This window comes from Streptomyces sp. GL_141 (assembly GCF_057834385.1).
The window spans coordinates 2,581,465-2,594,987 of record NZ_CM174402.1; the positions used below are offsets into that span (position 1 = coordinate 2,581,465).

General features: G+C 73.5%; 11 protein-coding genes and 1 pseudogene. 4 read left to right on the forward strand and 8 right to left on the reverse strand.

From position 1 onward, the window contains the following. Nucleotides 1-9: 9 nt before the first annotated feature. The 5 genes and pseudogenes from icmA to AC3IX6_RS10830 form a co-directional block, all read right to left on the reverse strand. A complete protein-coding gene (gene icmA, locus AC3IX6_RS10810) occupies nucleotides 10-1,710 on the reverse strand; it encodes a coenzyme B12-dependent isobutyryl-CoA mutase large subunit (RefSeq protein WP_489369954.1) in 1,701 nt (566 codons plus the stop codon). Nucleotides 1,711-1,818: 108 nt separating this feature from the next. Further along, complete coding sequence (locus AC3IX6_RS10815) at nucleotides 1,819-2,148, reverse strand: DUF3817 domain-containing protein (RefSeq protein WP_489369955.1); 330 nt, start codon at nucleotides 2,146-2,148, stop codon at nucleotides 1,819-1,821. Nucleotides 2,149-2,196: 48 nt separating this feature from the next. Then, the gene (locus AC3IX6_RS10820; protein WP_489369956.1) at nucleotides 2,197-3,258 is read right to left on the reverse strand and encodes an MBL fold metallo-hydrolase; all 1,062 of its coding nucleotides are present in this window, start codon (nucleotides 3,256-3,258) and stop codon (nucleotides 2,197-2,199) included. Between the two features lie 109 nt (nucleotides 3,259-3,367). Then, a complete protein-coding gene (locus AC3IX6_RS10825) occupies nucleotides 3,368-3,877 on the reverse strand; it encodes a MarR family winged helix-turn-helix transcriptional regulator (RefSeq protein WP_489371402.1) in 510 nt (169 codons plus the stop codon). Nucleotides 3,878-3,890: 13 nt separating this feature from the next. After that, a pseudogene (locus AC3IX6_RS10830) lies at nucleotides 3,891-5,351 on the reverse strand (MFS transporter); the annotation flags it as partial. Nucleotides 5,352-5,744: 393 nt separating this feature from the next. Here AC3IX6_RS10830 and AC3IX6_RS10835 point away from each other — a divergent pair. Then, complete coding sequence (locus tag AC3IX6_RS10835) at nucleotides 5,745-6,743, forward strand: ArsR/SmtB family transcription factor (protein WP_489369957.1); 999 nt, start codon at nucleotides 5,745-5,747, stop codon at nucleotides 6,741-6,743. A gap of 204 nt (nucleotides 6,744-6,947) precedes the next feature. Beyond that, nucleotides 6,948-7,967: a glycoside hydrolase family 6 protein gene (locus AC3IX6_RS10840; RefSeq protein WP_489369958.1), complete on the forward strand. Its 1,020-nt coding sequence runs from the start codon at nucleotides 6,948-6,950 to the stop codon at nucleotides 7,965-7,967. An 83-nt stretch (nucleotides 7,968-8,050) separates the two neighbouring features. Here the strand turns inward: AC3IX6_RS10840 and glxA are convergent, their stop codons facing one another. From glxA to AC3IX6_RS10855, 3 genes are all read right to left on the reverse strand, one after another. Continuing rightward, nucleotides 8,051-10,072 (reverse strand): radical copper oxidase GlxA, encoded by a 2,022-nt coding sequence (gene glxA / locus AC3IX6_RS10845; protein ID WP_489369959.1) that lies wholly within the window; start codon nucleotides 10,070-10,072, stop codon nucleotides 8,051-8,053. A gap of 3 nt (nucleotides 10,073-10,075) precedes the next feature. Beyond that, on the reverse strand, nucleotides 10,076-11,839 hold the full coding sequence (locus AC3IX6_RS10850; RefSeq protein ID WP_489369960.1) for a glycosyltransferase family 2 protein: 1,764 nt from the start codon (nucleotides 11,837-11,839) through the stop codon (nucleotides 10,076-10,078). Nucleotides 11,840-11,997: 158 nt separating this feature from the next. Continuing rightward, the gene (locus tag AC3IX6_RS10855) at nucleotides 11,998-12,624 is read right to left on the reverse strand and encodes a cysteine peptidase family C39 domain-containing protein (protein ID WP_489369961.1); all 627 of its coding nucleotides are present in this window, start codon (nucleotides 12,622-12,624) and stop codon (nucleotides 11,998-12,000) included. 56 nt (nucleotides 12,625-12,680) lie between these two features. On the opposite strand from AC3IX6_RS10855, the gene AC3IX6_RS10860 reads away from it, so the two are divergent. Together AC3IX6_RS10860 and AC3IX6_RS10865 are read left to right on the forward strand one after the other, a co-directional pair. Further along, nucleotides 12,681-13,004 (forward strand): plasmid mobilization protein, encoded by a 324-nt coding sequence (locus AC3IX6_RS10860; RefSeq protein ID WP_489369962.1) that lies wholly within the window; start codon nucleotides 12,681-12,683, stop codon nucleotides 13,002-13,004. Next, on the forward strand, nucleotides 13,001-13,477 hold the full coding sequence (locus AC3IX6_RS10865; RefSeq protein WP_489369963.1) for a hypothetical protein: 477 nt from the start codon (nucleotides 13,001-13,003) through the stop codon (nucleotides 13,475-13,477). The genes AC3IX6_RS10860 and AC3IX6_RS10865 overlap by 4 nt, the downstream gene beginning before the upstream one ends. Nucleotides 13,478-13,523: the final 46 nt, after the last annotated feature.

Sequence of the window (13,523 nt, forward strand, 5' to 3'; positions counted from 1 at the left end):
GATCGGCCGTCAGAAGCCCGGCGGCTCCGTGTACGTGCCCCACTCGTCCCGCAGCAGGTTGCAGATCTCGCCCATCGTGGCCTCGGCGCGCGCCGCGTCCAGCATCGCCGGGATCATGTTCGACCCGTCGCGGGCGGCGGCCAGCATGGCGTCCAGCGCCGCCTTCACCTTGGCGTCGTCCCGGCCGGCCTTGCGCTCGGCGAGCTCGCGGACCTGGACCTTCTCCACCTCGTGGCTGACCCGCAGGATCTCCAGGTCCCCGGTGACCGAGCCGTGGTGGACGTTGACGCCCACGACGCGCTTGTCGCCCTTCTCCACCGAGCGCTGGTACTGGAAGGCCGACTCGGCGATCTCCCCGGTGAACCAGCCGTCCTCGATGCCCCGCAGGATGCCCGAGGTGATCGGGCCGATCGGGTGCTGCCCGTTCGGGTGGGCGCGCAGCCCGCGCTCCTTGATCTGCTCGAAGATCTTCTCGGCGTCGGCCTCGATGCGGTCGGTGAGCTGCTCGACGAACCAGGAGCCGCCCAGCGGGTCGGCCACGTTGGCCACGCCCGTCTCCTCCATCAGCACCTGCTGCGTGCGCAGGGCGATCTCGGCGGCCTGCTCGCTCGGCAGCGCGAGGGTCTCGTCGAGGGCGTTGGTGTGCAGCGAGTTGGTGCCGCCGAGGACGGCCGCGAGGGCCTCCACGGCGGTGCGCACGACGTTGTTGTAGGGCTGCTGGGCGGTGAGGGAGACCCCGGCGGTCTGGGTGTGGAAGCGCAGCCACATCGTCTTCTCGGACTTGGCCCCGTACACCTCCTTCATCCAGCGGGCCCAGATGCGGCGGGCGGCGCGGAACTTGGCGATCTCCTCGAAGAAGTCGAGGTGCGCGTCGAAGAAGAAGGAGAGCCCGGACGCGAAGTGGTCCACGTCCAGCCCGCGCGAGAGACCGAGCTCCACGTACCCGAACCCGTCGGCGAGGGTGTACGCGAGCTCCTGCGCGGCCGTGGCCCCGGCCTCGCGGATGTGGTAGCCGGAGACGGAGAGCGGCTTGTAGGCGGGGATGCCGTTCGCGCAGTACTCCATGAGGTCGCCGATGAGGCGCAGGTGCGGCTCGGGTTCGAAGAGCCACTCCTTCTGGGCGATGTACTCCTTGAAGATGTCGGTCTGGAGCGTCCCGTTGAGGACGGCCGGGTCGACGCCCTGGCGTTCGGCGGCCACCAGGTACATGCAGAAGGCGGGGACGGCGGGGCCGCTGATCGTCATGGAGGTGGTCACGTCGCCGAGCGGGATGTCCTTGAAGAGGATCTCCATGTCGGCGGCGGAGTCGATGGCGACTCCGCAGTGGCCGACCTCGCCGAGCGCGCGGGGGTCGTCGGAGTCGCGCCCCATCAGGGTGGGCATGTCGAAGGCGACGGAGAGCCCGCCGCCGCCGGCGGCCAGGATCATCTTGTAGCGCTCGTTGGTCTGCTCGGCGTTGCCGAACCCGGCGAACTGCCGGATGGTCCAGGTCCGCCCCCGGTAGCCGGTGGCGTGCAGGCCACGGGTGTACGGGTACTCCCCCGGCCAGCCGATGCGCTCGAAGCCCTCGTACGAGTCGCCGGGCCGGGGTCCGTAGACGGGATCGACGGGGTCGCCGGAGAGCGTGGTGAAATCGGCCTCGCGCGTGCGGGCCTTGTCGTACCGGGCCTGCCAGCGACGGCGGCCTTCCTCAATGGCGTCAGCGTCCATACCGATGAATTTACTAGGACGTCCTAGTAAATGTCGATGGCCAACCCCCGGGGAGTCGCCCCGGGGGTGGATGGATCACCGCAGGTGGATCACCTGGGGCCGCCGGGATCAGGCGCGGGCGGCGGCCGGATCGCCGGCGACGAGGGGCTCGACCTCGGCTCGGATCGTGCGCTCGACGAAGAACGCGGCGAGCGGGATGGTGCCGGAGAGCAGGACCCAGAGGAGCTTGCCGAACGGCCACTTGGCCTTGGAGCCCAGGTCGAAGGCGAACACCAGGTAGATCATGAACAGCACACCGTGCGCCTGCGAGACCGCGAAGGTCAGGTCGGCGCCGGTGTCGAAGCCGTACTTCGCCACCATGCAGGCACAGAGGATGAGGAGCATGACCGCGGTCACGTAGGCCATGACGCGGTAGCGGGTCAGCACGCTTCGTTTCATGCCGTCGAGCCTAGCCGTCCGGTTTGCACGATCTTGACGGGGGCCGGGTCACCGGGAGCCGGGAGGCGGGGCGGCCCGCCCCGGATCGCGGAGCGGAGGCCGGGACCAGGGCGCGTCGACGGCGCCGGAGTCCGGGCGCAGCCCCAGCTCACGGAGCTGGTTGACCGCCGACATGGCGGTGAACAGCGTGTTCGGGTTCGCTCCGGCGACGCCCGCGCCGGTCATGGCCCGCGCGTAGCGGGCGGCGAACCCGCTCGGGACGACCCGCTCCCCGGCCAGTCCGAGCGACGTCTCCCCCAGGGCGGCCGCCTGCTCCAGCAGTCCGTCCAGGTGGGACAGCGCTTCGGCGGCGCGGCGCACGGCGAAGGTGTGCCCGTCGGTGAGCAGCGCCGCCTCGCCCTCCTCGAAGAGGACGGCCGCGGAGCCCAGTACGGTCTGGATCTTGAGCTGGTCGGCGTCGGCCATGGCGCCGCAGGGCCCGTTGTCCTCGTCGGACAGGTGCAGCACACCCGGGTCCCGCAGGTGCACGATCACGTGCCCGGCGCAGTGGCCCTGGCTGCGCAGCACGCGGACCGCGCCGCTGGCGAAGGTCCAGCCGGTGAACCGGATCGGGCCGATCCGGATCCGCTCCGGCGGCCGTTCCTCGTAGGTCCGGGTCGTCTCGCCGAAGGGGCGCATCGGCCGGAAGAGCGCGACCACCCGGGCCGCGGTCCCTGCGGGGTCGGTCAGCGCCGCCGGTCCGGCGACGCGCTCGAAGGCCCGGAGCCAGTAGTCCACCGGATCCCGCATCTGGGCCGCGTCGGGGGCGGGGACCCGGTGCTCGGCCGGTACGCCCAGGTCGTCGGCCAGGTCGTTGTTGCCGATGTGGTCGAGGTGGCCGTGCGTGGTGAGCACCAGCGCCCGCGCCCAGGGCCCGACCCGGTCGGCCGCTTCCCGCAGCGCCGAGCGGAAGGCCTCCGTGACCCCGGTGTCCACGAGCACCAGGGTGTCGCCGGCCCGGTGCACCAAGGCGTTGGCCACGTCCGGCTGCCCGCGGCCGAGGTCCAGGTCCTGCCCGAGCACCAGTACGGTCCGGTCGTCGATCTCGATCAGGTCACCGAGCGCGGTCATCGGCCCTCCGCGGTCCAGTCCGGGCCCACCCCTGCCGAGCGTACGCCGCCGTCGGAGCGGGCGCCGTCGGGGACGAAGCCGCCCGCGTCAGGCGCGGGTCAGGCGCCGGTCAGCTCTCCTCGAAGTCGGCCGCGGCCACCCGGAGCGGGCGCAGGAGCGCGAAGATCTCCCCGCACTCCTCGGCGTCGTAGGCACCCAGTCCGAAGTCGATCTCCATCAGCGCCTTCGTGGCCGCCTCGACCACCTCGCGGCCCTTGTCCGTGATGGACGCGAGCGTGCCGCGCCCGTCGTTGGGGTTCGGGCGCCGGGCGACGAGCCCGGACTTCACCAGTCGGTCCACGGTGTTCGTCACCGACGTCGGATGCACCATCAGCCGCTCGCCGATCTTCGACATCGGCAGTTCCCCGGCCTTGGAGAAGGTCAGCAGCACCAGCGCCTCGTAGCGCGCGAAGGTCAGGCCGTACGGCTTGACGACCGCGTCGACCTCGCCGAGCAGGATCTGGTGCGCCCTCATGATCGAGGTGATCGCGGCCATCGAGGGCACCGGACCCCAGCGTTGCTGCCAGAGTTCGTCGGCGCGGGCGATGGGGTCGAAGGGAAGGCTGAGCGGTTTGGGCACGCACCAGACCCTACCGGGCGGTCATTTGGCGGCGGGATCCGTCTCACGCCTCGACCCGTCCGTCCGGCGCACCTCCGCGAGCAGCAGCAAGGTGACCCCTGTCCCCAGGACCGCGGCCGACGCGACCACGACATGGACGGGCAGGAACTCCGCCGCGACTCCGGCGAGCGCCATGCCGACGCCCTGAAGGGTCATCAGCCCGGTGCTGAGCAGGGTCATCGCCCGGCCGCGCAGCTCCTCGGGCACGGCCTCGACGTACCACTGGTCGAGCCCGAGGGTGTACGCGTGGGCCAGCCCGGCCAGGACGAGCGTGCCCAGCAGGAGCGGCAGGCCGGGCCGGACGGCGTACGCGAGCAGCGGCAGCAGCGAGAGCGCCGCGAGCGGGGCCGTGATCCGCGAACGCGTTCGGGCGGTGAGCGCCGAACCCGCCCACACCTCCCCGGCGATGGCACCGGCGGGCATCGCGCACATCAGCAGCCCGAGCCCGGCGGTGGAGATGCCGAGGCCGGTGGCGTACGGGGTCAGCAGCGCCTCGGGCACGACCACGAAGAGCGGCGGCAGCCAGGACAGCAAGGTGAGGGCCCGCAGCCGCCGGTGGCCCAGGACGGCACGCAGTCCGGCGAGCGGGGAGACCCGCCGCCCGGCGCCCGCACTCCGGGCGGGCCGGGCCCGGGTGCCCAGGCGCAGCAGGGCCGCGGAGCCGAGGAAACCGGCGGCCGTGAGGAGGATGGCCCCGCGCGGGGCCAGCACGGTGAGCAGCAGGCCGCCGAGCCCGAAGCCGATGAGCTGGGCGCTCTGCGCCACCATGCGCAGCAGCGAGCGGCCCAGGACGTACGCGTCGCCGGCGCCGAGGACGTCGGCGAGGGAGGCGCTGCGGGTGCCCTGGAACAGCGGCGCGACGAAGGCCATCGCGCAGCGCAGTACGAGGAGCAGCGCGACCGGGGTGCCGGGCGCGGCCATGGCCGCCGCGCAGGCCGCGCAGACGAGGTCGCAGCCGACGAGCACGCGGCGGGCGGGGAGCCGGTCGGCGAGCGGCGCGAGGAGGGTGCCGCCGAGGGCGTAGGGGAGGAAGCCGAGGGCGAAGGTGAGCGCGCTCATCAGGGGGGGAGCCGGTGGCGCGGTAGACGAGGACGGTGAGGGAGATCTCGGCGATGACGACGCCGAGCACGGACAGCAGGTGCGCGGCGAAGACCGGCCGGAACTCCCCGACCCGGAAGACGGCCCGGTACCCGGCGGGGGGCCGCTCGGGCGGCCCGGGGACGGGACGCGGCTCGGCGACGGGACGCGGCTCAGCGACGGGATGCGGCTCGGGGACGGGCTGCGGCTCGGCGGCGGGACGCGGCTGCGGCTCGGCGGCGGGACGCGGCTCGGGGACGGGATGCGGCTCGGGGACGGGATGCGGATGCGGCTGCGGCTGCGGCTCGGCGGCGGGACGCGGCTCGGTGGCGGGGGCGCCCTGGTTGGCGGTGGTCATACGGTGCACCGTGGCGGCGCCTAGGCTGAGGCGCCAGAGATTCGCCCCCACCCGAATCATCCGCCTCCGAACTGGCGTCCCGACCCGTCAGCGCGACCCGTCAGCCCAACCCGTCAGTCGGCCCGCTATGCCGGCCCGCCCGCCCTGCCCACCGTCCCGGCCCGCCAGCCCGGCCCCGCCCGCCAGCTCCGCCCGGCACCCGCCCGGCACCCGCCCGGCAGCCCAGCCCGGCCCGGCAGCTCCGCCCGGCACCCGCCCGGCACCCGCCCGGCAGCCCAGCCCGGCCCGGCAGCTCCGCCCGGCAGCCGCCCGGCAGCCCGTCGGCCGCACCGGCCACCGCCGCCCGGTACCCCCACCGCCCGCCCCGACCCCGTCCCACCCCCGGAGGGACCCGTGCCGTTCCACTTCCGCTTCGGTCCCGCCGACCTGCTGCGCTGCCGGTTCTCGCTCTCGCCCCGCTGGGAGACCCAGGAGGCGGTGCGGGTCCTGCTCGACCAGCGCCGGCACGCCTACCACCTGCCCTGGCTCCGCGGGATCCGCACGGCGGCCGCCGGGCTGGACCTGCGGCCGCTGTGGCTGTTGATGCCGCGCACGGGGCACAATCCGGACTTTCTCAGCCCGCCGCCGACGGGCCCGTCGGTCACCTTCGAGGAGGAGATCGCGCGGGTCCGGGCCGCCGATCCGCAGGAGGCGCGGGAGGACCTGCGGCGCTCCCTGGTCTGCACCCCGGGCGCACTGGAGAGCGCGGCCGGGCAGCGGATGCTGGCGGATCCGGAGCGGGCGGTCGAGGAGCTGGCCGACCTCTACGAGCAGGCCTGGCGGGTCCTGGTCGCCCCGCACTGGCCCCGGCTGCGCGCCCTGCTGGAGGCGGACGTCCTGTTCCACTCCCGGCGGCTGGCCGCGGGCGGGCTGGAGGCCCTCTTCGACGGCCTCCACCCGGATCTGAGCTGGTCGGGGAACACCCTCAGCATCGCCCGCCGGGGCCACCACGACCGTTCCCTCGACGGCCAGGGGCTCCTCCTCATGCCGAGCGCCTTCGTCTGGCCGGAGGTGGTGGGCGGCTACGACCCGCCGTGGCAGCCGACCCTGGTGTACCCGGCGCGGGGCATCGGCGCCCTGTGGACCGCCCCCGCGGGCCCGGCCCCCGAGGCCCTGGCCCGCCTCCTGGGCCGTGCCCGCGCCGACGTCCTGTGCGCCCTGGCCGAGCCGGCCTCGACCACCGCCCTGGCCCACCGCCTGTCCCTGGCCCCGTCCACGGTCTCCGCCCACCTGAAGACCCTCCAAGCGGCCGGCCTCCTCATCCCCTCCCGCCACGGCCACCAGATCCTCTACGAACGCACCCCCCTGGCCATCGCCCTGACGGGTGCTGATTCGAGCCCCGCCGGCGTTTGAGGCGCGGGGGTCCGGGGGCGGAGCCCCCGAAGGGGTCCGGGCGCAGCCCGGGGAACGGAGGAAGGGCGGGTAGGGGACGGCACCGCGCAGCGCCACCCCCTCCCCCCGCCCGGCCGCACTCGGCAGTGTCGCGGCCCGCCCCGACGGCCCGTTATGTCACGATGACCCGGCCCGGAGCCCGCCCCTTCGCCCCGAGGAAGCCGGATGCCAGCCCCCCGCAGCCGCCCCGCCACCCTCCTCACCGCAGCCCTCGCCCTCTCGGCGGCAGCCGCCTGCACGCCCGCCCCCACCCCGCACCCGGAGTCCGCCCCGCCCCGCCCCCCGGCAGGGATCGGCCTCGTCGACGAGTCCCCCTTCTGGGTGGACCCGCAGAGCGACGCCGCCCGCCAGGTCGCCGCCTGGGAGGCGCAGGGCCGCAACAGCGACGCCCAGGTGCTGCGCCGCATCGCCGACCGGCCGATGGCCCTGTGGGGCCCCGCCGGCGACCCCGGCCCGGAGATCCGCCGGGCCAGGGCGAGCGCCCGTACGGCCGGCCGCACGCTGGTCCTCGTCGCGTACAACATCCCGTACCGGGACTGCGGGCAGCACTCGGCGGGCGGCGCGAGGGACGCCACCGCCTACCGGAGCTGGATCGGCGCCTTCGCGGACAACATCGCCGATACGAAGGCCCTGGTCGTCCTGGAGCCGGACGCGGTGCCGCACCTCGTGGACGGCTGTACCCGGGCCGGCCACCGCGACGAGCGGCTGCGGCTGCTCTCCGAGGCCGTCGACCGGCTCAAGCGCAACAAGAACACCAAGGTCTACCTGGACGCCGGCAATCCGGCGTGGATCCCGGACCCGAAGAAGCTGGTCGATCCCCTCTACAAGGCCGGGCTGGAGCGCGCCGACGGCTTCTCCCTGAACGTCTCCAACTTCCAGCCCAGCGCCGCCGGCCGGGAGTACGGCGCCGCCCTCTCCAAGGCCACCAAGGGCAAGCACTTCGTCATCGACACCAGCCGCAACGGCGACGGCCCGCTCCAGGGGGACCGCGGCCAGGCCTGGTGCAACCCGCCGGGCCGGGCGCTGGGCACGCCGCCGACCGACGGGACGGGTGACCCGCTCGTGGACGCGTACCTCTGGGTCAAGCGGCCGGGCGAATCGGACGGCACCTGCCGCGGCGGCCCCCCGGCCGGGACGTGGTGGCCGGACTACGCGCTGGGCCTGGCCCGCCGCGCCACCGACTGAGGCCGGCTCCCCTGGACGGCTTAGGCCGTCTCTTTCGGATCTTGCCTGGCCCGCGCCGCCCGGCAAGATCCGAAAGAGACGGCCTAGCTCAGCCAGCCGTCCCGCGACGCCGGCGTGGGCGGGGACTCCGGCGGCGCCGGGTCCGGAGCCGGCCGCACCCGGACCCACTTCGCCGCCGACGGGGTCCCGTCCGCGTCCGTCACGAACAGCATGTACCAGCCGGGCGGCACCAGCGTCGGGTCCGCCGGCACGGCGACCGTCACCGTGTCGGCCGTCTTCTCCAGCCCGAGCTCGATCGAGCGCTGCTCCACGTCGGTGGTGTGCGTGACCGCGCTCGGCCGCATCAGCCGGGCCCGCTGGATCCGTTCCGCCTTCGGTGCCCGGAAGGTGGCGCGGCCGCCGAGCCCGACCTCCTCGGGCCCCTCCCCCAGGACCGGCCGCAGCGCCGGGTCCCGGTGCAGGTACGGCGGGCTGTACACCTCCAGCCGGTGTTCGAACCTGCCCAGTCTGGTGTTGTCCTTGTCCGCGAAGAGCGGGTCTGAGCCGAAGGTCGCCACCCGCCCGTCGGGCAGCAGCAGCGCCTCGGAGTGGTAGTTGCGCCCGACCGTCGGGGCCGCGGCGGCCACGAAGGTGTCGGTGCGCGGGTAGTAGAACTGCGCCTTGCGGACGTCGCTGGCGCCGCGGCCCCGGTAGTCGGCGGAGCCGCCCGTGGTGAAGACGGAGTCGTCGGGCAGCAGCACGCTGCTGAGGTAGCGCACCGCCTGCGGCAGCCGGGCCGTCGACCGGAAGACCGGCACCTCCGCCTTGAGGTCCACGACCGCCGTGCGGTCCGTGGACAGCCGGGACTCGCCGACTCCGCCGCCGCCGAGCACCATCACCTTCTGGTCCTGGGCCGGGGGCAGCAGGACGGACGAGGAGGTCTCCAGCTGATCGGGGTCGGCCAGTCCGCCGACCTTCCGGTACTGGTTCGTCGCCAGGTCCCACACGCCCGGCTCGCGCCCCTTGCCCTTGGGCCCGTAGCCCGCGTTGGAGCCGGTGTAGAGCAGTTTGCCGCCCTGGGTGAGGAAGAGGGCGGGGTAGGTCGGGAAGTAGCGGAAGGGGCCCTTGGACCACTTCTTGGTCTTCGGGTCGTAGTACTCGTTGTCGCCGGGGACCACGTCGCCCACGTCGTTGAGCCCGGACACGGCGAGGACCCGCCCGTCCTGGAGGCCGACCAGGGTCGGGTACCAGCGGGCGTCCCTCATCGGGTCGACCGGTACGTACTTCTCCGCCAGGGGGTCGAACTCGTAGGCGGATTTGATGCCCTGGAAGTCCTGCTTGTCGGCGCTGAGCCGCTCCGCGAGTCCGTAGACGTCGGCGGCGTCCTTGCCGGTGAGCCCGGCCACCGCGTACTGGGCGGCCTGGGTCGTCAGCCCCGCGGCGCCCTCGTGGACCGCCTCCACGAAGACCCGTGCCTCGGCGGCGACCACCTTGGTCTTCCACGGCATCATCTGCCCGCCGCTCCCGTAGGCGATCTCGAACCGGCGGGTGGCCCTGGGGACGGTGACGGCGAACTTCGACACGTACTCGACGCCGGACGGGGACCGGAAGACGGTGCCCTTCGCCAGGGTGACCGCCTTGTCGGGGCTCTCGTTCTTGACCCGCATGCCGCCGCCGGCCCGGGTGACCTTCCCGCCGAGCACCTCGTAGCGGGCGGTCCCGCCGGCCACCAGGAGCTGTCCGTCGGGGAGTTGGCTGTGGCCCGAGCAGAAGAAGTCCTCCGGGGTCGGGATCTTCTTGAAGCTGTCGTCCTCCGGGTCCCACAGGACGGTGGAGAAGGTGCCCCGGTCGAAGTTGCGCTGGTCGTTGCCGGAGCCGGCGATCAGCAGCACCTTGCCGGTGCGCAGCAGCGCCGCGTGCATGGCGTTGATCCGGTACTCCTCGGGAATCCCGGTCAGCTCCCACGAGCCGTACTGGACGCGGTAGCTGGACTGCCCGATCTTGTACGCGTGGTAGCGGTCCCCGGCGAAGGAGAGCGCGGCGGGCGCGTTGAGCGCGAGCAGCAGGGCGGCGGCTCCGGCGCCCAGGGCCGTCTTCTTGAACTGCTTCGAAGGCCGGTACGCCATGGCTCAGTTCCCTCCCGCCGTCGTCGCGAACGCCTGCTCCGGCTCCTCGCCCGGCTCGGGACCCCCGCCGGGCGCGGCCCGGGCCGACCGGGCGCGCAGCTCCGTCACGGCCCATACGGCCGGCGGGGCGAGGGTGACGGCCAGCGCGAGCAGCGCCCAGACGCGCATGGCCGCGTGGGTGTGCTCGTAGCGCACGGAGGCCGCGAGGGAGACGAGGAGGACGGCGGCCCAGACGAGGTGGATGCGGAAGGTCGCGGGCCGGTCGGTGCTGGCGGTGCCGCCCTTGGGGGTGACGATGAAGCGGCCCCGGGTGCGCAGCAGCGCCGAGCCGAGCGACATCAGGTAGACCGGCGCGCAGACGGCCGACATCGCCATGCCGGCGAGCCCGCCGGAGCCCTCGGGCTCGTGGGGCGAGACGTTGTGGCGGCGGTTCCACAGGTACAGGCCGATCTGGAGGGCCGCGGCGTCGGTGTAGAGCATCAGCCAGACCTCGGAGGAGACCTGGGTGCCGGAGGCGCCGAACCACAGGAACAGCACGCAGCTGAGGACGCCGAGGAGCCAGTTGACGGCGGTCATCGGGTAATAGACGAGCATCAGGGTGTAGTTGAGCCAGCGGCCGGGGGGCATCCGGAAGCAGCCGCGCCAGTACTGCCGCAGGAGGGTCTCGTACGTCCCTCTCGACCAGCGCAGCTGCTGCGTGAAGAAGTCGGTCCAGGTGCTCGGCCCCTCCCCCACGGCGAGCACGTCGGGGGTGTAGACGGAGCGCCAGAACCGCCCGGTGCCGGGGTTGCGGCTGCGGTGCAGCTCGAAGCCGGTGGCCATGTCCTCGGTGAGTGAGTCGTAGAGTCCGCCGACCTGGCGCAGCGCGCTGATCCGGACGGCGTTGTTGGTGCCGACGAACATGGGGGCGCCGTAGCGGTTTCCCGCGCGCTGGATCAGCGCGTGGAAGAGGTACTGCTGCGACTCGGCGGCCTTGGTGACCGAGGCGGTGTAGTTGCCGTAGACCTGCGGGCCGACGACGAAGGCGATGTCGGGGTCGCGGAAGAAGCCGAGCATCCGCTCCAGGTACTGCGGGAGCGGCACGTGGTCGGTGTCCACGGAGGCGAAGTAGTCGTAGTCCCCGCCGTACCGGGCCAGCCAGGCGTTGTAGTTGCCGTGCTTGGTCTTCGCCCGGTGCGCCCCCTGGGCCGTGTTCCACTCGGCGACGTCCTTGCGGGTGAAGTGCCGCACGCCGAGCGCCGCGCACAGTTCCCTGGCCCCGGGGTCGTCGCCCTCGTCGAGGAGCCAGACGTCGAGCGGCCCGTCGTGCCGGACGGCCACGGCCCCGCGCAGGGTGGCGGCCGCCATGGAGAGCGGTTCCTTGCCGGGGACGTAGGTGGTGAGGAAGGCGACGCGGGTGCCGGGCTCGGCGGGGACCGGGACGGGGTCGCGGGCGACCATCGTGGCGTGGGCGATCGAGACCACGTTGACCACCATGAAGAGCATGATCAGGGCGACGGATCCGAGCATCACGGTGTCGAGCCGGACGAGCCAGGACTCGCCGCCCTCCCGGACGGTCCGGTGCGTGGGCCAGACGAGGTAGAGCAGCAGTCCGACGGCGGCGACGGGGGCGAGCGTCATGAGCGCGACGGCCCGTATTCGGGTCCGCAGGTCCTCGCGCGCGAGCAGGGAGCGGTACCTCACGCGGTAGGCGGCGGCGGGATCCGGCTCCTCACAGGGGCCGGCCAGCCGGCTGTGGGTCTCGTAGTCGAAGGCTTCCTGCCGCACGGTTCCTCCAGCGCTCGAAACCGGGGTACGTATCCCAACGAAAGGGGAGATGCCTCGGCCTGTCGAACCGGATGCACCCGACCGGGCGGTTCCGTTCCGTGTCCTCGCGGGCAGGGCCGAACGGGTCACCGGGAGCCGGCCGGCCGGGAGCGGGTTCCTCAGCCGGCCCGGCCTCCCAGCAGGATCCCGCGTCCGGCGTAGAAGCGGTCCAGCTCGGCCCAGGGGACGGGCGCGTACCGCTGGGTGCCGTCGGGGAAGCCGGAGGGATTGTGCACCAGGACGGCCTCCTCCGTGGCCCCGACGGCGAGCACCAGGTGACCGCCCCGGGACTCCGGTGCGGCGGCCGGGGTGCGGATCGACCAGTGGACCGACAGCATCGCCAGCCCGCCCCGGGCGAGCACGTCCCGGACGCTCCCGTGGTCCAGCACGGGCACGGACCGCGCGTCCAGATCCCAGCGGGCGTTCACGTACGCGGCGAACGGCTGGTAGATCAGCCCCTGCACGGCGTCCCCGTCGCGCACGTACGCCCCGGCCCCGCAGAGCTCCTTCGCCAGCTCCACCGAGGGCGGCACGGGCAGCCCCAGCCGCCCGAGCACCATCCGCAGACAGGCCACCCCGCACATCCGCGGCGCCCAGAAGGCGTACTCCTCGGGGGACGCCGCCCCGGACCCTGCCCACAGGGGATCCCGGGCCGCATCGCCCCCGGCGACGAACTCGGGCACGAGCCCGGCGGACTCCCACTGGGAGTAGTAGGGGACGGCGTGCTTGATCGTGGAGACACTCATGCGTCCGAAGTCTGCCAGGCCCGACAGGGGTGTAATACGCGTCATACACTAGGGCCATGGCCAAGACCAGGATCAGCATCAGCCTTGAGCAGGAGCAGGCCGAGCGCATCAGGCAGCATGCCGAGCGGGCCGGCCTGGACGTCTCCGCGTACCTCGTGCACGCCGCGACGCGGCAGATGGCGGAGACCGAGGCCATAGAGGCGCAGTTCGCGGACGTGGACGCCCTGATCGCGGCGGCCGAGGTCGAGGCCGCGCATGCGGCGCAGGAGGAGACGCCCGTCGGGGCGCTGACGGAGCAGGAGCGGCAGGAGGTCGAGGCCGCCCTCGACCTCGTGTACGGGGCGGATCGATCCGGAGCGCGTTCCGGAAAAGCCGCGTGAGTCCGGCGAGGGTCCCCGTCTACGACACCGGGATGCTCATCGCTCTCGCCGAACGCAAGGCCAAGGCGGTCCACCTGCACGAAGCCCTGAAGGAGACCCCGCACCGGGCCCTCGTCCTCGGGCCCGTGCTGGCACAGGTGCGGCGGCCCCGTCCTGCGCTGGCCACGACGCTCAGGGACTGTTCCGTGCCGCAGGCACGGGCTTCGGCACCGCCGATGCGCGAGACCGAGGCGGGGCGCCCCGAGTGCATCGCCTGCGCGACGGGATTCGACCTGCCGGACTGGCGCCGCGTCGGCACCGCCCTCGGGGAGGCCGAACTCCCCCCGAAGAAGCGGCCGGATGCGGTGGACGCGCTCGTGGCCCTGGCCGCCGCGAAGCACGGCAGTGCGGTGATCTTCACCAGCGACCCGGAGGACATCGCCGCGTATCTGTCGGTGCTCAATCCGCCCGACGTGCACGTCCAGGTCGTCTGAGCCGGCACGTCGCGTGAGCCCGCGCACCGTGTGAGCCGGCCCGTCG

Excerpts from the sequence above, each read along its gene's own strand:
- icmA (WP_489369954.1), bottom strand. The coding sequence starts at position 1,710 with ATGGACGCTGACGCCATTGAGGAAGGCCGCCGTCGCTGGCAGGCCCGG.
- AC3IX6_RS10815 (WP_489369955.1), bottom strand. The coding sequence starts at position 2,148 with ATGAAACGAAGCGTGCTGACCCGCTACCGCGTCATGGCCTACGTGACC.
- AC3IX6_RS10820 (WP_489369956.1), bottom strand. The coding sequence starts at position 3,258 with ATGACCGCGCTCGGTGACCTGATCGAGATCGACGACCGGACCGTACTG.
- AC3IX6_RS10840 (WP_489369958.1), top strand. The coding sequence starts at position 6,948 with ATGCCAGCCCCCCGCAGCCGCCCCGCCACCCTCCTCACCGCAGCCCTC.
- glxA (WP_489369959.1), bottom strand. The coding sequence starts at position 10,072 with ATGGCGTACCGGCCTTCGAAGCAGTTCAAGAAGACGGCCCTGGGCGCC.
- AC3IX6_RS10855 (WP_489369961.1), bottom strand. The coding sequence starts at position 12,624 with ATGAGTGTCTCCACGATCAAGCACGCCGTCCCCTACTACTCCCAGTGG.
- AC3IX6_RS10860 (WP_489369962.1), top strand. The coding sequence starts at position 12,681 with ATGGCCAAGACCAGGATCAGCATCAGCCTTGAGCAGGAGCAGGCCGAG.